At 70.2% G+C, this 21643-nt stretch carries 16 protein-coding genes; 10 read left to right on the top strand and 6 right to left on the bottom strand.

The window, feature by feature from the left end:
• The first annotated feature begins 46 nt into the window (after positions 1-46).
• Genes amaB through NBY65_RS01780 form a run of 3 tightly spaced genes read left to right on the top strand, consistent with a single transcriptional unit; the run spans position 47 to position 4524 of the window.
• Positions 47-1585: an L-piperidine-6-carboxylate dehydrogenase gene (amaB, locus tag NBY65_RS01790; protein ID WP_150039068.1), complete on the top strand. Its 1539-nt coding sequence runs from the start codon at positions 47-49 to the stop codon at positions 1583-1585.
• Positions 1586-1603: 18 nt separating this feature from the next.
• On the top strand, positions 1604-2842 hold the full coding sequence (locus tag NBY65_RS01785; RefSeq protein WP_150039067.1) for a pyridoxal phosphate-dependent aminotransferase: 1239 nt from the start codon (positions 1604-1606) through the stop codon (positions 2840-2842).
• A 14-nt stretch (positions 2843-2856) separates the two neighbouring features.
• A complete protein-coding gene (locus NBY65_RS01780) occupies positions 2857-4524 on the top strand; it encodes a thiamine pyrophosphate-binding protein (protein WP_150039066.1) in 1668 nt (555 codons plus the stop codon).
• A gap of 33 nt (positions 4525-4557) precedes the next feature.
• On the opposite strand, the gene NBY65_RS01775 is transcribed toward NBY65_RS01780, so the two are convergent.
• The 6 genes from NBY65_RS01775 to NBY65_RS01750 form a co-directional block, all read right to left on the bottom strand.
• Positions 4558-5622, bottom strand: coding sequence for a GlxA family transcriptional regulator (locus NBY65_RS01775; RefSeq protein ID WP_162530381.1), 1065 nt, complete (start codon positions 5620-5622; stop codon positions 4558-4560).
• A 103-nt stretch (positions 5623-5725) separates the two neighbouring features.
• Entirely contained in the window at positions 5726-6559 is an 834-nt protein-coding gene (locus NBY65_RS01770) for a substrate-binding periplasmic protein (protein WP_203330362.1), read from the bottom strand.
• Positions 6560-6599: 40 nt separating this feature from the next.
• Complete coding sequence (locus NBY65_RS01765) at positions 6600-7259, bottom strand: amino acid ABC transporter permease (RefSeq protein WP_150039064.1); 660 nt, start codon at positions 7257-7259, stop codon at positions 6600-6602.
• Positions 7256-7903, bottom strand: a complete 648-nt coding sequence (locus tag NBY65_RS01760) for an amino acid ABC transporter permease (protein WP_150039063.1) — start codon at positions 7901-7903, stop codon at positions 7256-7258. Before NBY65_RS01760 ends, NBY65_RS01765 begins: the two co-directional genes overlap by 4 nt.
• Positions 7900-8757 carry an amino acid ABC transporter ATP-binding protein gene (locus tag NBY65_RS01755; RefSeq protein ID WP_275266208.1) on the bottom strand — a complete coding sequence of 286 codons (858 nt, stop codon included), beginning with the start codon at positions 8755-8757 and terminating at the stop codon, positions 7900-7902. Before NBY65_RS01755 ends, NBY65_RS01760 begins: the two co-directional genes overlap by 4 nt.
• A 240-nt stretch (positions 8758-8997) precedes the next feature.
• Positions 8998-10122 carry an S-(hydroxymethyl)glutathione dehydrogenase/class III alcohol dehydrogenase gene (locus NBY65_RS01750; RefSeq protein WP_150039062.1) on the bottom strand — a complete coding sequence of 375 codons (1125 nt, stop codon included), beginning with the start codon at positions 10120-10122 and terminating at the stop codon, positions 8998-9000.
• Between the two features lie 258 nt (positions 10123-10380).
• On the opposite strand from NBY65_RS01750, the gene NBY65_RS01745 reads away from it, so the two are divergent.
• The 7 genes from NBY65_RS01745 to NBY65_RS01715 all read left to right on the top strand — a co-directional run bounded on the left by NBY65_RS01745 (position 10381) and on the right by NBY65_RS01715 (position 21592).
• On the top strand, positions 10381-11634 hold the full coding sequence (locus NBY65_RS01745) for a sarcosine oxidase subunit beta family protein (protein WP_150039061.1): 1254 nt from the start codon (positions 10381-10383) through the stop codon (positions 11632-11634).
• A gap of 48 nt (positions 11635-11682) precedes the next feature.
• Positions 11683-11976, top strand: a complete 294-nt coding sequence (locus NBY65_RS01740; protein ID WP_150039060.1) for a sarcosine oxidase subunit delta — start codon at positions 11683-11685, stop codon at positions 11974-11976.
• Positions 11973-14969 carry a sarcosine oxidase subunit alpha family protein gene (locus NBY65_RS01735; protein WP_150039059.1) on the top strand — a complete coding sequence of 999 codons (2997 nt, stop codon included), beginning with the start codon at positions 11973-11975 and terminating at the stop codon, positions 14967-14969. The genes NBY65_RS01740 and NBY65_RS01735 overlap by 4 nt, the downstream gene beginning before the upstream one ends.
• Entirely contained in the window at positions 14962-15471 is a 510-nt protein-coding gene (locus NBY65_RS01730) for a sarcosine oxidase subunit gamma (protein WP_150039058.1), read from the top strand. The genes NBY65_RS01735 and NBY65_RS01730 overlap by 8 nt, the downstream gene beginning before the upstream one ends.
• 39 nt (positions 15472-15510) lie before the next feature.
• Positions 15511-17544 (top strand): NADH:flavin oxidoreductase, encoded by a 2034-nt coding sequence (locus NBY65_RS01725; protein WP_150039057.1) that lies wholly within the window; start codon positions 15511-15513, stop codon positions 17542-17544.
• A gap of 188 nt (positions 17545-17732) precedes the next feature.
• On the top strand, positions 17733-19619 hold the full coding sequence (locus NBY65_RS01720; protein WP_150039056.1) for a DUF3483 domain-containing protein: 1887 nt from the start codon (positions 17733-17735) through the stop codon (positions 19617-19619).
• Complete coding sequence (locus NBY65_RS01715; RefSeq protein WP_203330361.1) at positions 19616-21592, top strand: FAD-binding protein; 1977 nt, start codon at positions 19616-19618, stop codon at positions 21590-21592. The genes NBY65_RS01720 and NBY65_RS01715 overlap by 4 nt, the downstream gene beginning before the upstream one ends.
• Positions 21593-21643 lie beyond the last annotated feature (51 nt).

Raw genomic sequence — 21643 nt, 5'->3', positions numbered from 1 at the left:
TCCGCCCGCGTCACTCCTTTTCATCGTCAAGCCGCGAGAGATCCCCATGCTCCCAGCCTCCCGCAACCTCCCCGCCGAGGTCCGTGACCTGCTCGCCACCCTCGGAGTGGCGGATGCGCTGCGACCGGATGGCGCCCTGGCCCTGCGTTCGCCGATCGATGGCAGCATCCTCGGCCGGGTCGTCACCGACAGCGATGCCGACGCCGAGGCGAAGCTGGCACGGGCGCAGGCCGCGTTCCTGCAGTGGCGGCAGGTGCCGGCGCCGCAGCGCGGCGAACTGGTCCGGCTGTTCGGCCTGGAACTGCGCTCCGCCAAGGCCGCGCTCGGGCGGTTGGTGTCGATCGAGGTGGGCAAGGTCGCCTCCGAGGGCCAGGGCGAGGTCCAGGAGATGATCGACATCTGCGACTTCGCCGTCGGCCTGTCGCGGCAGCTGCACGGCCTGACCATCGCCACCGAGCGGGCCGAGCACCGGATGATGGAGACCTGGCATCCGCTCGGCGTCACCGGCATCATCTCGGCCTTCAACTTCCCGGTCGCGGTCTGGGCCTGGAACGCCGCGCTGGCGCTGGTCTGCGGCAACAGCACGGTGTGGAAGCCCTCGCCACGCACGCCGCTCTGCGCGCTGGCAACGCTGGCGCTGCTGCGCCGGGCGCAGGACCGCTTCGTCGCCGCCGGAGGCAGCGCGCCGGAGGGGCTGGCGGAATTGCTGCTGGGCGGGCAGGAGCTGGCCGAGAAGCTGGCCGAACATCCGCTGGTGCCGCTGGTCTCGGCGACCGGCTCGACCGCCATGGGCCGGGCTTTGGCGCCGCGGCTGGCGGCGCGCTTCGCCCGTGCCATCCTGGAGCTCGGCGGCAACAACGCCGCCATCGTCTGCCCGAGCGCCGATCTCGATCTGGCGGTGCGCGCCATCGCCTTCGCCGCCATGGGCACCGCCGGCCAGCGCTGCACCACGCTGCGGCGGCTGTTCGTGCAGGCGGAGGTCTACGACGTGCTGGTGCCGCGGCTGCGGGCCGCGTACCGCTCGGTGCCGGTCGGCGACCCGCTGAGCGAAGGCACGCTGGTCGGGCCGCTGATCGACGGCCAGGCCTTCGCCGCCATGCAGCGCGCCCTGGCCGAGGCCCGCGCCGCCGGCGGCGTGGTGCACGGCGGCGAGCGCGTCGATGCCGGCGCGGCGGACGCGTTCTACGTGCGCCCGGCCCTGGTGGAGATGCCCGCCCAGACCGAGCCGGTCTGCGAGGAAACCTTCGCGCCGATCCTGTACGTGATGCGCTATGACACGCTGGATGCGGCGCTGGCGCTGAACAACGCGGTGCCGCAGGGCCTGTCCTCGTCGATCTTCACCAACGACCTGCGCGAGAGCGAGGCGTTCCTGTCGGTCAACGGCTCGGATTGCGGCATCACCAACGTCAATATCGGCCCCTCCGGGGCGGAGATCGGCGGGGCGTTCGGCGGCGAGAAGGAAACCGGCGGCGGGCGGGAATCCGGCTCGGATGCCTGGAAGGGCTATATGCGCCGCGCCACCGCCACCATCAATTACGGCCGCAGCCTGCCGCTCGCCCAGGGCGTGCGGTTCGACATCACCTGAGCGGCGGGGCGCACACCCATGGACCAGCTTTCCGACGCGACGGCGTTCCGCGCCGCCGCCCGGCTCGGCGGCATCGGCGTCTCGGAGATCCTGCGCATCGGCGCCGAGGCGCTGCGGCTGCGGCAGGCGGGGGCGAACATCATCATCCTCGGCGCCGGCGAGCCGGATTTCGACACGCCTGATCCCATCAAGGAGGCCGCCGCCCAGGCCATGCGCGCCGGCGCGACCAAATACACCGCGCTCGACGGCATGCCGGCGCTGAAGGCGGCGATCGCCGCCAAGTTCCGCCGCGACAACGGCCTTGATTACACGCCCGCCGAGATCAGCGTCGGCGCCGGGGCCAAGCAGGTCATCCACAACGCGCTGATGGCGACCCTCGATCCTGGCGATGAGGTGATCATCCCGACGCCGTGCTGGGTCTCCTATCTCGACATGGTGCGCATCGCCGGCGGCGTACCGGTGACGTTGGCCTGCACCGAGGCCAACGGCTTCCGCCCGGACCCGGCCGCGCTGGAAGCGGCGATCACGCCGCGCACCCGCTGGATTATCCTCAATTCCCCGGGCAACCCGACCGGCGCGGCCTTCACGGCCGCCGAGTACCGCCCGGTGCTGGATGTGCTGCTGCGCCATCCGCAGGTCTGGGTGATCGCCGACGACATCTACGAGCACATCCTCTACGACGGGCTGGCCTTCGCCACCCCGGCCGCGGTCGAGCCGGAGCTGTGGGCGCGCACGCTGACGGTGAACGGCGTCTCCAAGGCCTATGCCATGACCGGCTGGCGGATCGGCTATGGCGGCGGCCCCGCCGCGCTGATCCGGGCCATGGCGGTGGTGCAGAGCCAGTCCACCTCCTGCCCATCCTCGGTCAGCCAGGCGGCGGCGCTCGCCGCCCTGAAAGGGCCGCAGGACGGACTGGCTGCCCGCCGCGACTCCTTCCAGGCGCGGCGGGACCTGGTAGTGGACGCGCTCAACGCCATTCCCGGCCTGAGCTGCCTGCGGCCGCAGGGCGCGTTCTACGTGTTCCCCGGTTGCGCCGGGGTGATCGGGGCCACGACGCCGGACGGCAGGACGATCGCCTCCGACCGCGATTTCTGCAGCTTCCTGCTGCACGACGCGGGGGTCGCGGTGGTGCCGGGCTCGGCCTTCGGGCTCGCCCCTTATTTCCGCATCTCCTACGCCACAGCCATCGAGGAACTGCGCGAGGCGCTGGCGCGCATCGCCCGCGCGGTGGCGACCCTGCGTCCCCCCGCCGCATGACCGGAGACCTGACGATGACTGCCCCAACCGCCGCCACGCGGCTCGTGGACGGCCTGCTCGCCAATGGCGTCGATACCATCTTCGGCGTGCCGGGCGAGAGCTTCCTGGCGGTGCTCGACGCGCTGTACCAGCAGCCGATCCAGTTCATCAACGCCCGCCAGGAAGGGGGGGCGGCGATGATGGCTGCCGCCCAGGCCCGGCTGACCGGCCGCCCCGGCATCTGCATGGTGACCCGCGGGCCGGGCGCCACCAACGCCTGTTCCGGCGTGCACGTCGCCTTCCAGGATTCGCTGCCGATGATCCTGTTCATCGGCCAGGTGGCGCGCTCGCAGATCGACCGCGAGGCGTTCCAGGAAATCGACTATCGCCGCATGTTCGGGCAGATGGCGAAATGGGTCGCGCAGATCGACGACCCGTCGCGCATGGCGGAATATGTCAGCCGGGCCTTCCATGTGGCGCTCTCCGGCCGGCCCGGGCCGGTGGTGCTGGCGCTGCCCGAGGACATGCTGCGCCAGCCCGCCGGCGCGGCGGCACTGGCCCCCGCCCGGCCGGCCGAATCCGCCCCCACCCCGGCAGCGCTCGATGAGGTGCGCGCGCTGCTGGCGGCGGCGCAGAAGCCCTTCCTGCTGCTGGGTGGTGGCGGCTGGACGGAAGCGGCCTGCGCGGACATCCGCCATTTCGCCGAGGCCAATGCGCTGCCGGTCGGCGTGTCGTTCCGCTGTCAGGACCTGCTGGATAACGAGCATCCCAATTATGCCGGCCATGTCGGCATCGGCATCGATCCCGGCCTCGCGAAAGCGATCCGCGAGTCCGACCTGCTGCTGGTGCTGGGCGCGCGCCTGGGCGAGATGACCACCAGCGGCTACACCCTGATCGAGCCGCCACGGCCGCGCCAGACGCTGGTGCACATTCATCCCGACCCGGAAGAACCGGGACGGGTCTATTTCCCCGACCTGCCGATCGCCGCCGACATGCGTTCCGCCGCCGCCGCGCTGCGGGCGCTGGGCACGGTGGCACGGGCCGATGCAGCGCGGACCGCTGCGCTGCATGCCGGCTACCTTGCCTTCAGCACGCCGGCCGAAGCGGGCGGGGCGCTCGATCTGGGTAAGGTGGTGCAGCAGGTGCGCGCCGCCCTGCCCGATGACGCCATCATCAGCAACGGCGCCGGCAACTACGCCATCTGGCTGCACCGCTTCTTCCGCTACCGGCGCTTCGGCACCGAGCTGGCGCCGACCAGCGGTTCCATGGGCTTCGGCACCCCGGCCGCCGTCGCCGCGGCACTGACCCGTCCGGGCACGCCGGTGGTCGCGTTTTCCGGCGATGGCTGCTTCATGATGACGATGCAGGAATTCGCGACCGCGGTGCAGTGCGGCGCGAAGCTGGTGCAGATCGTCGTCAACAACGGCATCTACGGCACCATCCGCATGCACCAGGAGCGCCGCTATCCCGGCCGGGTAAGCGGCACCGGGCTCGATCTGCGCACCGATTTCGCCGCGCTGGCCCGTGCCCTCGGCGGCAGCGGCGAGACGGTGACCGAGGATGCCGAATTCCCCGCCGCGTTCGCGCGCGCCCTGGCCGCGCCGGGACCGGCGCTGATCGAGTTGCGCGTCGATCCCGAGGTGCTGACCCCGTCGAGCAGCATCACCTCCACCCGCGCGGCGGCGCTTGCCGGCGCACGCTGAGACCGAGGCAGCGGGACACTGCCGGCGCGGCCGTTACGGGCCGCGTCGGGCGGGCGGTCGCGGGCGGGCAGGCAGCGGCATCTCGGCAAAGGAGATCGCCCGGTGGTTGAACCGGCTGGCGTCCGGGAACGTGGCCCCGGCGTCCTGCCGCCGGCGGCTGGGCGGATGGCCATAGGCCTTGCGGAACTGGCGTGAGAAATGGGCGCAGTCGGCGAAGCCCGCCTGCAACGCCACTTCCGTTACGCTCAGGTCGGTGTTGCTCAGCACCCAGGTCGCGTAGCGCAGGCGCAGGTCGCGATAGGCCGAGGCCGGGCTGGTCGACAGCGCTTCCTGGAACAGCCGCTCCAGGTGCCGCACGGTCAGGCCGAGGCGGCTGGCGATCTCGGGGATGGGCAGGGGAGAGGCGATGTTCTGCTCCATCAGCAGCAGGCCGCGGCGCACGCGCTCGTCGCTGACCCCGACCGACATCGGCGGATGGGGCTGCGCCGCCTCGGCACTGCGCGCCCGGTCATAGAGCAGGATGTGCAGCGTCTTCTGCGCCACCGCCTGGCTGAAATGCCGCTCGATCAGGTAGGCGGCGAGGTCGGCCACGCCGCCGCCGCCGGAACAGGTGATGCGGTCGCCATCGACCAGGAACAGCCGGTCCGCCGTGACCTGGTGGTCGGGAAATTCGTTCAGGAAATCCTGGTAGTGGTACCAGCTGACGCAGCAGCGCCGGCCGTTCATCAGCCCCTCGCGGCAGAGCAGCAGGCTACCGGTGCAGACGCCGATCAGCGGCACGCCGCTCAGGGCCGCTTCGTGCAGATAGGCGCTTGCCGCCGGGCCCAGGCTCGGGCCAGCGTGCAGGATACCGCCGACCAGCACGACATAGTCGAAGTTCCGCGGCTGCTCGTAGCCATGCGTGGGCGTGACGGAGACGCCACTGCTGCTGCGGATCGGCTGGTCGGGACGGCCGATGACGCTCCAGGAGCAGCGCAACTGGCGGGAACCGTCGCCCTCGTCGGCGGCGAGCCGCAGCATGTCCACGAACAGCGCGAAGGCCGACATGGTGAAGCCGTTGGCCAGGACGAAGCCGATCTTCAGGATACGAGGCTGCATCGCAGGCATTCGTTCTCCGCTTCGTCCGTGGCGTTCCGGGGCCATGCCGGAGTTTGGCCCCGTGGGTGGCGGCAGGGCAAGATCCGATGCCGCCCCTGGGCGGCTAGTTCATGACGCGCGGCGTGCCGGTATCGGCCCCCGACGGATCGAGGCCGAAGGACTTCAGGAAGCCCGCCAGGGCGCCGTTGCGGTGCATCTCGACGATGTTCGCATCGATCGCCGCCCCGAGCGAGGCATTGCCCTTGGTGTAGAGCACGGTGGCCTGCGCCGCGTCGGCGGTTGCCTTCACCCGCGGGTCGGGCTGGGCCACCTTGACGATGATGCCCGGATAGGCGCCCTTCTTCTGCGCGTAGGCGCCGGTGCCGTAGCTGTCCACGCCCATCTCGACGCGCCCGGCGACGAGATCTTGCATCAGCGCGACCGGGTTCGGATAGATCTTGAAGTTGCCGCCAAGCAGCTTCTGCAGGTCGGGCACCCACATGAAGCCGGCGACCGCGCCCACCTTCTTGCCAACCAGGGCGGCGACGGTGGAGGCGCCATCCTTCGAGTAGATGCCCATCTGGTCGAGATAGGTGGGATGGGACAGGCCCATGACCTTCGCCCGCTCGGCGGTGCGGTACCAGTCGCCGACGGCGACGTCGGCCTTGCCGCTGATCACGTGCTGGATCCCGGCCGCCGGATCGATCACGATCGGCACCACGGTCAGGCATTCGGCTTTGGCGATGCTCTTGACGATCTCGCCGTCGACGCCGCCGATCTCGCCCCCCGCGGTGATGGCGTAGGGGGGATATTCGTAGATTGCCACCGTGAGCTTGCCGGGGCTCACCAGCGAATCGATCTTGTGGGCGGGCTTGCAGGTCTGTGCCCCGGCCGTGCCACAACCAAGCAGGCCTGCGACGAGCAGCGCGGCGAGGAAACGCGGTCTCATGGTCATCATGCGGGTCAGCCTTCTGTTGGGGGGAGTCGCCCGGATGGGCTCAGGCGGCGTGGTGGCCGAGACGTCGCTCCAGCAGGGACACCAGGATCGTCGCCGGGATGCAGACCGCGGCGAACATCAGCCCGGCGAGAACGAAGATCGGCAGGTAGCGGAAGGTATTGGAGCCGACCATGTAGGCCTGGCTCACGATCTCCGGCAGCGCGATCGTGAAGCAGAGCGAACTCGCCTGCAGCATGATGATGGCGAAGCCGAGCAGCGCCGGTACGGAAACCCGCAGCGCCTGCGGCAGGATCACGTAGCGCAGCGCATCGAGATGGCTCAGCCCGATCACGGCGGCCGCTTCGCGCTGCCCGGGCGGAACCGCTTCCAGCCCGGCGCGGATGATCTCGCTGGTGTAGGCGCCGGTGCACCAGGCCAAGGCGAGGCTCGCCGCCACGAAGGAAGAAAGCGACAGCCCCGCCGTCGGCAGGCCGAAATAGGCGAATTGCAGCAGGATCAGCGCCGGCGTGCCGCGCCCGATTTCCACCACCGCCAGGGCGGACCAGCGCGCCAGTCGCGACCGCGCCTGCACCCCGAGCGCCAGCACCATGCCGAGCGGGATGCCAAGCAGCAGGCAGGCAGCCGTCACCTCCAGGCTGATCACGAAGCCATCGAGCAGCGAAGGGAACCACTCGATCCAGAATTCCAGGACGTCGCTCATGGTGCCACGTGCGCCTTCAGCCGCTGGTCGGCCCGCCGCGCGAGCCAGGCGATCGGCAGGCTGACGATGATGTAGACAAGGCCAGCCGCGGCGTAGACATCGAGCCCGCGGAAGGTCTGCTGCGAAAGATGGTAGGCCTGGAACGAGATGTCCTGGACACCGATCGCCGAGGCGACGGCGGTGTCCTTCAGCAGGCCGATCGCGTAGGTGGTCGCCGAGGGGAAGGCGATCCGCACCACCTGCGGCCCGATCACGTCGATCAGCTCGTGGCGCAAGGGCAGGTTCAGCGCCAGCGAGGCTTCCCATTGCCCGACATGGATGGCCGCGAGCGCGCCACGATAGATCTCGGCCATGTTGGCCGCGGTGATGAGGCCGAGCCCGATCGCCGCCGAGGTGAACGGGTCAAGCTGGACATAGCCGAAGCCGACACCGAAGAAGATGAAGAACAGCCAGACGATCGGCGGGATCGCGCGGAAGGTCAGGATCAGCGCCATGCTGGTGAAGCGCACCAGGTTGAGCTTTGAGAACCGCATGGCGCAGAGCGGCACGCCCAGCACCAGGCCGATCAGGAAGGAGAGGGCGGTGAGCGCAACCGTCGACGGCAGGCCGGCCAGGATCGCCGCCAGGTCCTCGAGGATGATCATCGGTCCTTGACCGCGTGCAGGAAGCGCTGTCCCCGTTCGGTCTGCGGATTGCGCATGACGCTCGCGCTCGGGCCTTCCTCGACCACGACGCCATCGGCCATGATCATCACGCGATTCGAGACGCTTTCGGCGAAATGCATCTCGTGCGTGACCACGATCATGGTCATCCCGCCCTCGGCCAGTTCGCGCATCACCGCCAGTACTTCGAGCCCGAGCTCGGGGTCGAGGGCCGAGGTGGGTTCGTCGAACAGCATGACCTGTGGCCCAAGCGCGAGGGCCCGGGCGATGGCGATGCGCTGCTGCTGGCCGCCCGAGCAGCGGGCCGGATACTGATGTGCCTTGTCGGCAAGTCCCACCCGTCGCAGCAACTGCATGGCAATCGCTTCCGCCTCGTCGCGGCTGCGGCCCAGGGTGCGTTCCTGCGCGAGGCAGATGTTGCGCAGCACGGTCAGGTGCGGAAACAGGTTGAAGGACTGGAACACCATGCCGACGGCGCGGCGCAACCGGGCCAGGTCCTTGCGTGGGCAGGGCTTGCCTGCCTCGTAGGTCACGCCGGCCACGGTGACCCGGCCCTCGGTCGGCGGCTCCAGCAGGTTCACGCAGCGCAGCAGCGTGCTTTTGCCGGACCCGCTCGGCCCGATGATGGCGACCACCTCTCCCGCATGCAGCCGCAGATCGACGCCCTTGATGACTTCGTGATGGCCAAAGCTTTTGTGGATGGCGTCGAGACGCACCAGATCCTGGCGAGGATGCCCGGTACAGCCGGTGGGATCCTGGCCGGCGGCGGGTGCGTCACTGTCTCCGGTCGGGGGGGACATCAACCGCGTCGCGGGCGGGCCCATCCGATGATCCATCTTGAGTTCCTCGCCGTTTTGTTCCGGTTGATTGATCGTTGATCAGCAGACCCGAAAACCCCGGCGTGTTCTTGAACGGGATGGACTCACGATTTGCAGATTCACGACATCAGATGTAAAAATCCGACGTTTCCGCACAAAACTGCGGCAAAGTGGCGTCGTGTATGCATTTTGCTGTTGATTGGCCCATTTTGTAGGCAGGCTGGCGCCGGATGGGTGCCGGCGCCGCCCCTCAATCGCTCAGTAGACGACCACCGAGCGGATCGACTCCCCGGCATGCATCAGCTCGAAGCCCTTGTTGATGTCCTCGAGCGGCATGGTGTGGGTGATCAGGTCGTCGATGTTGATCTTGCCTTCCATGTACCAGTCGACGATCCGCGGCACGTCGGTGCGCCCGCGCGCACCGCCGAAGGCCGAGCCCTTCCAGACGCGCCCGGTGACGAGCTGGAAGGGGCGGGTGGAGATCTCGGCACCGGCGGGGGCCACGCCGATGATGATGCTTTCCCCCCAGCCGCGATGGCAGCTTTCCAGCGCCTGGCGCATCACCGTGACATTGCCGGTGCAGTCGAAGGAGTAGTCGGCACCGCCGCCGGTCAGGTCCTGCACCGCCTGCACGACCTTGTCGCTGCCGATTTCGGTCGGGTTGACGAAATGGGTCATGCCGAATTTGCGGGCGATTTCCTGCCGCGCCGGGTTGATGTCCACGCCGATGATCCGGTCCGCGCCCACCATCCGCGCACCCTGGATCACGTTCAGCCCGATGCCGCCCAGGCCGAACACGGCGACAGTGGAGCCGGGCCGGACCTTGGCCGTGAAGATCACCGCGCCGATGCCGGTGGTGACGCCGCAGCCGATGTAGCAGATCTTGTCGAACGGCGCGTCCTCGCGCACCTTGGCCAGGGCGATCTCCGGCAGCACGGTGAAGTTGGAGAAGGTCGAGCAGCCCATGTAGTGGAACAGGGGCTGGCTGCCGCCGACCGGCTCGCAGGAGAAGCGCGAGGTGCCGTCCGGCATCACCCCCTTGCCCTGGGTGCCGCGGATCGAGGTGCAGAGATTGCTGCGCTGGCTGAGGCAGGTTTTGCACTGGCGGCATTCCGGCGTGTAGAGCGGAATGACGTGGTCGCCCGGCTTCACGCTGGTGACGCCGGCCCCGACCTCGCGCACGATGCCCGCCCCCTCGTGGCCGAGGATCGCGGGAAACAGGCCCTCTGAGTCCAGGCCCGAGAGCGTATAGGCGTCGGTGTGGCAGATCCCGGTGGCCATGACTTCCACCAGGACCTCGCCTGCCTTCGGGCCTTCGAGGTCCACGGTCTCGATCGTGAGCGGCTGGTTGGCGGCCCAGGCGACGGCGGCACGGGTCTTCATGGCTGGTTCCTTCGATGCACGCAGGCTGATGCGATGTGTCGGAGTGTGGCGGCGCGGTCAGGCTGATCCGGGAGACGTCCCGTGAGCCTTCAGGCGGCAGGGATGCCGCATAGACACGATCGCCCCGCCTCGCAAGGCGGCCGGGTTCGCAGGCAGACGAATGTCGCATTTGTTCAAGGGACCGGGCGCCCCCATGCTCGCCCGCCGCGAAGCGCCCATGCGATAAGCCTGGTTCCGGCAAGGTCGGACGGACAGGACATGCAGCGATTCTCGGCTCTCTCCCTCCTTCAGCAGAGCCTGCGCGGCCAGATGGGCTGGTCCCCGCAGTGGCGCTCGCCGGAGCCAAGGCCCGAGTACGACGTCATCATCGTCGGCGGCGGTGGCCACGGGCTGGGGGCGGCCTATTACCTCGCCAAGGAGCACGGCATCCGCAACGTGGCGGTGCTGGAGCGCGGCTGGATCGGCGGCGGCAATTCGGGCCGCAATACCACGATCATCCGCTCCAACTACCTCTTCGACGAGAGCGCGGCGCTGTTCGAGCACTCGGTCAAGCTGTGGGAGGGGCTGGCCCGGGAGCTGAACTACAACGTCATGTTCTCCCAGCGCGGCTGCCTGATGCTCGCGCACACCGTGCATGACGTGCAATCCTTCAAGCGCCATGTTCACGCCAACCGCCTGCAAGGCATCGATAACGAGTGGCTGACGCCGGAGCAGGCGCGGGAATTCTGCCCGCCGCTGAACATCTCGCCCACCCTGCGCTATCCGGTGCTTGGCGCGGCGCTGCAGCGCCGGGCGGGCACGGCGCGACACGATGCGGTGGTCTGGGGCTTCGCCCGCGCCGCCGACGCGCGCGGCGTCGATATCATCCAGAATTGCGAGGTCACCGGCATCCTGCGCGACGCACAGGGGGCGGTCTGTGGCGTCGATACCACGCGCGGGACGATCCGGGCGCGCCGGGTGGGGGTTTCGGCGGCGGGGCACACCTCGATGGTGATGGCGATGGCGGGGGTGCGCATGCCGCTCGATTCCACGCCGCTGCAGGCGCTGGTCTCGGAGCCGGTGAAGCCGGCCTTTCCCTGCATCGTCATGTCGAACACCGTGCACGCCTATATCAGCCAGTCCGACAAGGGCGAGATGGTGATCGGTGCCGGCACCGATTCCTACAATTCCTACAGCCAGCGCGGTGGGTTGCACATCGCCGCGCACACGCTGGACGCGATCTGCGACCTGTTCCCGATGTTCCGCCGCCTGCGCATGCTGCGCAACTGGGGTGGCATCGTCGACAACACCCGCGACCGCTCGCCGATCATCGGCAAGACACCGGTGCCCGGGCTGTTCGTCAATTGCGGCTGGGGCACCGGCGGCTTCAAGGCCACGCCGGGCTCGGCCAACATTTTCGCCTGGACGCTGGCGAAGGGCGAGCCGCATCCGCTGGCGGCGCCGTTCGCCATGGACCGGTTCCGCGACGGCATGCTGATCGACGAATCCGCCGCCGCCGCGGTGGCGCACTGAGACAGTGCCTGCGATGATTTCTTCCCTGTCCTGCCGGAAGGCCGACCCATGCTGCTGATCGAGTGTCCCTATTGCGGCAAGCGCCCGGAGTTGGAATTCAGCTACGGCGGCGAGGCACATATCGCCCGCCCGGCGAACCCGGCCGCGCTCACCGACGCGGAATGGGCCGAGTATCTCTATGTCCGCACCAACCCCAAGGGGGACTACGCCGAGCGCTGGCGCCACGTGCATGGCTGCGGGCGGTACTTCAACGTGCTGCGCAACACCATCAGCGACCGGATCCTGGCGACGTACAGGACCGGCGAGCCGCGCCCGGACCTGGGCGGCAAGGAGGTCGCATGAGCCCGTCCTTCCGCACCGCATCCGGCGGGCGCATCGACCGCGGGCGGAAGCTGCGGTTCAGCTTCGATGGCCGTTCCTATATCGGCTACCAGGGGGACACCCTGGCTTCCGCCCTGCTCGGCAACGGCGTGCATCTTCTGGCCCGGTCCTACAAGTTCCATCGCCCGCGCGGCATCCTCGCGGCGGGATCGGACGAACCGAACGCGCTGGTGGGCGTCGGGCGGGACGAGGCGCATTATTCGCCGAACCTGCGCGCGACCCAGGTGGAGCTGTACGAAGGGCTGAAGGCCGAGAGCCAGAACCGCTGGCCCTCGCTGCGCTTTGACCTCGGGGCGCTGGCCGGGCTCGCCGGGCCGTTCATGCCGCCCGGCTTCTACTACAAGACCTTCATGTGGCCGCGCGGCGCCTGGGACAAATTCTACGAGCCGCGGCTGCGGGCCCTCGCCGGGCTCGGCCGCGCCCCGGTCGCGGCGGATGCGGACCGCTATGTCAGCCGCTACGCCCATGCCGACGTGCTGGTCGTCGGCGGCGGGCCGGCCGGCCTCGCGGCGGCGCTGGCGGCGGCGGAGGCGGGCGCGCGGGTGATCCTGTGCGACGAGCAGGCGGAGTTCGGCGGTTCCCTGCTGGCCGACACCACGGCGACAATCGACGGGCGCCCGGCCGCGCTGTGGCTGGCCGATACGCTGGCCGCGTTGCACCGGCATGAGCGGGTGCGGTTGTTCAGCCGCACCACGGCCTTCGGCTATTATCCGCACAATATGGTCGGCCTTGCCGAGCGCGTGACGGATCATCTTGCCGGTCCCGATCCGGCACTGCCGCGTGAACGGTTGTGGCAGGTGCGCGCGCGGGAGATCGTGTTCGCCGCTGGCGCGCTGGAACGTCCCCTGGTGTTCCCCGGCAATGACCGGCCGGGCGTCATGCTCGCCGATGCCGCCCGCACCTACGCCACGCGGTATGGCGTGCGCTGCGGCACGCGCGCGGTGATCGTCACCGCGCATGACGAGGCGTACCGGGCCGCGCTTGACCTGAACCACGCCGGGATCGCCATCGTCGCCATTGCCGATATCCGGCCCGCCCCTGGCGGTCCGCTGGTGGAAGCGGCGCGCGCTGCCGGCCTGCCGGTGCGCACGGCGACCACGATTGCCGGCACGCGCGGTCGGCTGCGCGTCGCCGGCGCTACCCTTGCCCCGCTCGGCGGCGACGGTGCGCCGGAACCGGTGGCATGCGATCTGGTGCTGATGTCGGGCGGCTTCACCCCGAGCGTGCATCTGTTCTCGCAGACGCGCGGCACGCTCCGCTTCGATGCCGCGCGGCAGATCTACCTGCCGGGCGCCTCGGTCGAGCATGAGCGCTCGGCCGGGGCCTGTCGCGGCGTGTTCGGCCTGGCCGCGGCGCTTGCCGACGGCACTGCGGCCGGGGAAGGCGCGGCCCGTGCCGCCGGGTTCGGCGGTGCGGCCCCGCGCAGCTTCGCGGTTGCCGGCGCCGAGACGGGCACGGGCGGGCATATCGGCAGCCTGCCGCAGCGCGACAGCGCGGTGTCCGGCGAGGCCTTCGTCGATTTCCAGAGCGACGTGACCGCCCGCGACCTGGTGCTGGCGACGCGGGAAGGCTTCCATTCCATCGAGCACGTCAAGCGCTATACCGCGACCGGCATGGCGACCGACCAGGGCAAGACCTCCAACATGAACGCGCTCGGCATCGTCTCGCAGGTGCTCGGGCGGGAGGTTGAGAAAGTCGGCCTGACCACGTTCCGCCCGCCCTATACGCCGGTGACCTTCGGCGGCTTCGCCGGGCTCGCGCGTGGCGACCTGTTCGAGCCCATCCGCACCACGCCGATCCATGACTGGGCGGTCGCGCAGGGGGCGGTGTTCGAGGACGTGGGCATGTGGAAGCGTGCCCGCTACTTCCCGCGCGGCACCGAAACCATGGACGAGGCGGTGGCGCGCGAGTGCCGCGCCGTGCGCGGCGGCGTCGGTCTGTTCGACGCCTCGACGCTGGGCAAGATCGAGGTGGTCGGTCCGGACGCGGCCGAGTTCATGAACCGCATGTATGTCAACGCCTGGACGAAGCTGGCCCCGGGGCGTTGCCGCTACGGCGTGATGCTGCGTGAGGAAGGCTTCGTGCTTGATGACGGCGTGGTCGGTCGCATCGCCGCCGATCGCTTCCACGTCACCACGACCACCGGCGGCGCCGCCCGTGTGCTGGCGCTGATGGAGGACTACCTGCAGACCGAGTGGCAGGACCTGCGGGTCTGGCTGACCTCGACCACCGAGCAATGGGCGGTGATTGCCGTCCAGGGGCCGAAAGCCCGGCTGGTATTGCAGGATCTGGTGGAAGGCGTCGACCTCTCGGCGCAGACACTGCCGCACATGGCGGTGGTGGAAGGCCGGATCCACGGTGTGCCGATGCGTCTGTTCCGCGTGTCCTTCTCCGGAGAGCTCGGTTTCGAGGTCAACGTGCCCGCCGCCCATGGCCGCGCCGTGTGGGAGGCGATCCACGCGGCGGGTCAACCGCATGGCATCACCCCTTACGGCACGGAGACGATGCATGTGCTGCGCGCCGAGAAGGGCTACATCATCGTCGGCCAGGAAACCGACGGCACGGTGACGCCCGACGATGCCGGGCTGTCCTGGGCAATCGCCAAAACCAAGGTGGACTTCGTCGGCAAGCGGTCCCTCTCGCTGCCGGCCATGCGCGATCCCGCGCGCAAGCAGGTGGTGGGCCTGTTGACCGAGGATCCCGGCATCGTGCTGGAGGAGGGGGCACATCTGACCGTCGGCCCCGGCGCCGTGCCACCGGTGCGGGCGCTCGGCCATGTCACTTCGGCCTATTTCAGTGCGACGCTCGGGCGATCCATCGCGCTGGCGCTGATCAGCGGCGGTCGCGCCCTGGTCGGCCAGACGATCCATGTCTCCCTGCCCGGGCGCGACATCCCCGTGAAGGTGACAAGCCCGGTCTTCTACGATCCCGAAGGAGCGCGCCTCGATGCCTGAGCAGATCCTCACCGTGCTGCCCGCGGCGACGCGTCTTTCGTTGCGGGGCGGATCGGAGGTGGTCGATGCCGCGGACGCGGCATTTGGCCTGACGCTGCCCCGTGCCGCCTGTCGTGCCAGCACCGCCGGCGACCGGGCCGCGCTCTGGCTCGGCCCCGACGAGTGGCTGCTGGTCGTGCCGGAGGGCGAGGAAACGGCGTTGGTTGCGCGGCTTGAAGCAGCGCTGGCCAACACGCCGCATGCCGTGGTGGATATCAGTCATCGGCAGGTGGCCTTCGCGATCTCCGGCCCCGAGGCCGAGGCGGTGCTGAACACCGGCTGTCCGCTTGATCTCTCGCCGGAGGCGTTCCCGGTCGGGATGTGCACCCGCACCATCCTCGGTAAATGCCAGATCGTGCTGTGGCGCACCGCGCCGGACACGTTCCGCGTCGAGGTCTGGCGTTCCTTCGCCGCCTATGTCCGGCAGTTCCTGCACGAGGCGGCGCTTGAGTTCCATGTCTGAGCCGGGGCGTCCCTTTCCCCTGCGTCGGGAGTGTCCTGCATGAGTCCCCATGCCGAGGCGTTGCTGAAGCCGCTGCGGATCAAGTCGGTCACCATCCGCAACCGGGTGATGAGCACCAGCCACGCCCCCGGCTATGGCAGCGGCGGCAAGCCGCTGGAGCGCTACCAGCGCTACCACGAGGAAAAGGCGAAGGGCGGCATCGGGCTGACCATGTTCGGCGGATCGTCGTCCGTCGCGCCCGACAGCCCGGCGACGCCGTGGAACCAGATCTCCGTCGCCGACGATTCCATCATCCCGGTGTTCCGCGACTTCGCCGAACGCATCCACCGTCACGGCGCGCGGCTGATGATCCAGTTGACCCATATGGGCCGGCGCACGCGCTGGGACACGGATAACTGGCTGCCGGTCATCTCTCCCTCTACCCATCGCGAGCCGGCCAGCCGGTCGATCCCCAAGGAGATGGAGCGCTCCGACATCGCCCGCGTGGTGGCCGACTTCGCCGCCGCCGCGCGGCGCTGCCGCGAAGGCGGGCTGGATGGCTGCGAGATCTCCGGCGCGCACGGGCATCTGCTCGACCAGTTCTGGAGCCCATCGGTCAACAGCCGTGCCGACGAGTACGGCGGCAGCCTCGCCAACCGCATGCGCTTCGGGCTGGAAGTGCTGGAGGCAATGCGCGCCACGGTCGGGGATGACTACGTCATCGGCATGCGCATGTCCGGCGACGAGATGGTTGACGGCGGCATCCGGCCGGAGGAAGCGCTCGCCATCGCCGCCGAATATGCACGGCGCGGCCTGATCGACTTCGTCAACGTCATCGGCGGGCAGGCACGCGACCACATGTCGCATGCGGTCAGCCTGCCGAACATGGCCTTTCCGGTCGCCCCGTTCCTGCATCTGCCGAGCGCCATGAAGCGGGAACTCGACATCCCGGTGTTTCATGCCCAGCGTGTCACCGATCTTGCTACCGCGACGCGAGCGGTCGCGGAGGGGCATGTGGACATGGTGGCGATGACCCGGGCGCACATCGCCGACCCGCATCTGGTGCGCAAGCTGAGCGAGGGGCGCGAGGACGACATCCGCCAGTGCGTCGGCGCCGGCTATTGCATCGATCGCATCTATGTCGGCGGCGATGCGCTCTGCCTGCAGAACGCCGCCACCGGTCGCGAGGAAACGATGCCGCACGTGATCCCGCGCGCGGCGGAGCGGCGGCGTGTGGTGGTGGTGGGCGCCGGGCCGGCCGGGCTGGAAGCCGCGCGCGTCTGCGCCGAGCGTGGCCATTCCGTGGTGCTGTTCGAGAAGGCGCCGCAGGTCGGCGGCCAGATCACCATCGCCGCCCGCGCCACCTGGCGCGAGGCACTGTCGGGCATCCCGCGCTGGCTGGAAGGCCAGGTGCGGCGGCTCGGCGTGGACCTGCACCTTGGCACCGAGGCGACCGAAGCCCTGGTGCTGGCGCAAGCCCCCGACGTGGTCATCATCGCCACCGGCGGCACGCCGAATCTCGGCGGCATCAAGGGGGCGGATCTGGTCGCTTCGACCTGGGACGTGCTGACCGGCAGGCTGGAGCCGACCGGCTCGGTGCTGCTCTACGACGGCATGGGCCAGCACAACGCTGCTTCCACCGCCGAGCGGATGGCGCAGCGCGGTGCATTGGTGGAGCTGGTGACGCAGGACCGCATGGTCGGCGAGGAAATCGGCATGACCAACCAGCCGGTCCATCTGCGCGAGCTGTACCGGCTCGGCGTGGTGATGACGCCAAACATGGTGCTGTTCGAGGTCTATCGCGAAGGCAATCGCTTGGTCGCGGCCTTGCGCAACACCATGACCGACGCCGAGGAGGAACGCCTCGTCGACCATGTGGTGGTGGAGCAGGGCACGCTGCCGGTGGACGGGCTGTACCACGCGCTGCGCGAACAATCATGCAACCAGGGCGAGATCGATTCGCGGGCGCTGATCGCGGGTCAGCCACAGCCGCGCGGTGACGGCTTCGCGCTGTACCGCATCGGCGATGCCGTGGCCGGACGGAACATCCACGCCGCGCTCTACGACGCGCTGCGCCTGTGCAAGGACCTGTAGCCGTGGTTCGCGGGGCGTTGCCCCGCACCCGACCAGGAGGCTTTGCCTCCTGGACCTCCACCAAGGGCTTCGCCCTTGGAACCCGATACTCTGTGCCGCGCAGCGCGTCGCGGGATCCAAGGGCCTTGTGGCCCTTGGCAGGTCCAGGGCAGAGCCCTGGCCTTTCTTTGCATTCCTGAAAAGCCATCATGGCGACACATCTGCTCCCCTTCCTGCCCTGGCTGCTCGCCGTCTGGGGGCTGACCGAGGTCCTCTGTCTGGCGCGGCTGTGGCGGACCGGACGTTCCGTGCGGGTGGACTGGATCGGTGGCTTGTGGGCCTTGCCCGGCCGCTATCTGCACGATGTCCATGACGTGGTCGGTCGGCGTCCGGCGGCGGCGCGCATGCACATGGTCGCGGCGGGTGGATTACTTGGCGGCAGCGTGCTTCTGGCGTTGGGGGTTGTGCCGGGGCTGGCTATGGCGCGCCCGTACTGGGGTGTCGTGGCTCTGGCGTTCGCCTGCGCGCTGGCGGGGGCCGTGCTGGTGGCGCGGCGACGCGTGCCGGTACGTCCGGCGTCGCTGTCCGGTGGACGGTTCCTGTGGCTGCCGCTCTGGCTCGGGCTGCATGAAACGGGCGTGCTGTTGGTGGCGTTCGCCGGAGTGCTGCGGCCGGAACTGCCGTTGGGGGGTGTTGGCCTTGCCCTGGCGGCGCTGGGCGGTGGCTTTCTGGTGTGGCGCCTGCGCGATGCGCCGTTGCGGCACGCCGTGGCCGGGGCGCTCGGCCTGGCGCTGCATCCGCGTCCGGGTCGCTTTGGCGGCGGGCGGGATACGGGACTGCGGCCGCTGGATCTTGATGCACCTCTGCTCGGCGTCGGCGTGCCGGCGGATTTTCCCTGGACCACGCTGGTCAGTTTCGATGCCTGCGTGCAGTGTGGCCGCTGCGAGGAAGCCTGCCCGGCCAATGCCGCCGGGCAAAGGCTGAACCCGAAGCGGCTGATCCAGGATCTGTCCGCGGCGATGCGTCCGCCCGGCACGGCGCCCGCCTATGCCGGCAGTCCGCACCCGGGCATCGCCACGCCGGGGCATGGCGGTGCGCAGGCGCCCGTCATTGGCAGGGACGCGATGATCCATCCGGACACGCTCTGGGCCTGCACCACCTGTCGCGCCTGCGTGCATGAATGCCCGATGATGATCGAGCACGTGGACGCGGTGATCGCGCTGCGCCGGTACCAGACGCTGGAATGTGGCGCCCCGCCGGAGAAGGCGGCACCGCTGCTGACGGCGCTGCGGCAGGCGGACGATCCCGGGGCGCGGCCGCCTGCCGCGCGCACAGATTTCGCCGCCGGGCTGGACCTGCGCGTCCTCGGCGAGGGCGAGGCGACCGACCTGCTGCTCTGGCTTGGCGAAGGCGCCTATGACCTGCGCCATGGCCGGACGCTGCGGGCGCTGGTGCGGTTGCTGCAGCGTGCCGGGATTGATTTCGCCGTGCTCGGCGCAGAGGAGCGGGACTGTGGCGACCTCGCACGGCGGCTGGGCGACGAGGCGACGTTCCAGCGTCTTGCGCGCGCCAATATCGCGACGCTGGCGACGCGGCGGTTCCGGCGCATCGTCACCGCCGATCCGCATGCGTTGCAGGTGCTGAGCAACGAATATCCCGATTTCGGCGGCAACTACACGGTGCTGCACCATACGGCGCTGCTGGAAGAGCTGGTCCGGGCGGGCCGGCTGGTTCCCGTGCGTCCGGTCGCTGGCCGGGTTACCTTCCACGATCCGTGTTATCTCGCCCGCTACAACGGCGGGACCGAGGCCCCGCGTGCCGTGCTCACGCGGATCGTGCGGGAGCCGGTCGAAATGGCGCGGCACGGCGAGCGCGCGATGTGTTGCGGCGGGGGTGGCGGCAGTCCGTTCGCCGACGTGCCGGGCGCGCGACGGATTCCTGATCTGCGCATGCAGCAGGCGCGGAATGTCGGGGCGGAGCTGGTGGCCGTGGCCTGTCCCGGTTGCGCGGCGATGCTGGAAGGCGTGACCGGCGCGCGGCCGGAGGTGCGGGATATCGCCGAGCTGCTTTTGGCCGCGGTGGAGGACACGCCATGACGCGACCGCGGCGCGATCCCCGGGCGGAACGCGATGCCCGGAGGGTGGAAGGCGGGGCGCGGCCTCGGCTGGCGCTGCGCCCGGCTGGTCGGCCGCGGCGCGATCCCCGGGCCGAGGCGGCGGCTGCGGTGGTCCAGGCAGCGCGGCTCCGGCTTGATCGGACGCTGCGCGGCGCGGTGGGGGCGGCCTTGCCGGTGGCCGTGGCGGCACGTTCGTCCGATCCGCCGCCGGTGAGCGTCATCGCGCATCCGGCCTTCTTCGTGCTGGCGGTGGCGGATGGGGCTGCGGGCCAGCTTTCCGCGCATGATCGCCAGCTTCTGGGCGCGGCGCGGCTGCTCGCCGATGCCGCGGATGCGGGCGGGGCGGTGCTGCTGCTTGCACCCGCGCTGACGGCGCCGGCCGGGCCGGCGGGCGCCGATCTGGTGGCGCTGCTGGCGGAGTCGGCGGATCCAGAGGCCCGCGCCGCCGCGATCCTCGACGTGATCGCGGCGCGGCATCCCCGGCATGTGCTGTTCCCGGAAAGCGAGACCGGTGGCGACAGCGCCCGTCGGGTGGCCGCGGCACTGGGTGAGCCGTTGTTCGCCGAGGCCGGGCAGGTCGGTGCGCGGATGGTCGTGCGGCGGGCGGGCGCGGGACGGGTGGAGCAACGCGCCCTGCCGTCGCGCCTGCTGAGCCTTGCCGTGGATGCGGTCGCCCCGCATGCCGGGCCGCCGCGTGCGGGCGCGCTGCTGCCCCCGGTCCCGGAAGCAACGGCTGGCGCCGCGTCGCCGCGTCTTTGGGCCGGTCCGCGCCGTCTCGCCGATCCGGCGACGGTGCGGCTGGCCGAAGCGGATTTCGTCGTCGCCGCCGGCAACGGTGTCACCGACTTCGCCGGTTTCGTCGCGTTGGCCCAGGCGCTGCATGCCACGCCGGCCGGCAGTCGGGTGGTGTGCGATGCCGGGCACCTGCCGCGGGAGCGGCAGGTCGGGGCTTCCGGCTCGGTGCTGGAGGCCACCTGCTATCTCGCGCTTGGCATCGCCGGGGCACCGCAGCATCTGCAGGGCATCACCCGGGTGCAGCATGTGGTGGCGGTGAATACCGACCTGCACGCCGCTATGGTCGCCCGTGCCGGCCTGTCCGTCATCGCCGATGCGCAGCAGGTCATGCCGGCGCTGTGTGCCGCCCTGGCCGCCGGTGACGCGGCAGCGCCGCCCGCTGCGGCAGAGCAGGCGGCCATGGTGCTGCCTTTTCCCGGGACGGCGACGGTGCTGCTGTCGGCCGGGCGGCATCCCGTTTCCGGCCGGGCGGCCGCGGTGGCAGTGGAGGCCCAGGCGACGCGGCTGGCGCGGATGCTCGGCGCCACGGTGAGCGGGTTGCACGCGGGGGCGGAGGATGCGGCGCTGCGCGAGCATCTTGGCATGGGGCTCGACCGCATCGACGTGCCCAAGGTGGCGGCGGAGGCCGATCCGTTGCCAGTGCTCGCGTCCTGGCTGCGTGCCGAGGCGCCGGCGCTGATCCTGGCGGGGCGGCGCGGCCTGGGTGGCGCCGATGCCGGCCTGTTGCCCTATCGGCTGGCGCAGGCGTTGGGCCTGCCGCTGGTGGCGGATGTCGCGGCACTGCGCCTGTTGCCGTCCGGCGACTTGCTGGCGACCCAGGCCCTGCCGCGCGGGGCACGGCGCGACGTGCGGGTGCGGCTGCCGGCAGTGGTGACGGTGCATCCGGCCGCGCCGGCACCATGGCCCTTCGCCTATGCGCGCGCCCGCCGCGGCCGCTGCGTGCCGCTGCCGTCGCCGGGTGTCGGATTGCCCGGCGGCCTGCCGTCGTTGGCGCTGGAGGAACGACCGTACCGGCCGCGTCCGCGCCTGCTGCAGGCCGGCCCGGAGCAGTCCGGGACGGTACGGGGCCGTGTTCTGATCAACCCGGCCCCCGCGGAAGCGGCGCGGGAAATCCTCGCTCATCTGCGCGCGATCGGCGTGCTGCGGCCTGATTCCTGAACTGCGCCCACCTCGGCAGGTCGGTTCCGTTCAAGCGGCACGTCGGCTGCA

This window comes from Rhodovastum atsumiense, from assembly GCF_937425535.1.
Classification (GTDB): domain Bacteria; phylum Pseudomonadota; class Alphaproteobacteria; order Acetobacterales; family Acetobacteraceae; genus Rhodovastum; species Rhodovastum atsumiense.
The sequence above is the reverse complement of the archived record's forward strand: the minus strand, read 5'-3'. Positions and strand labels throughout refer to the sequence as shown.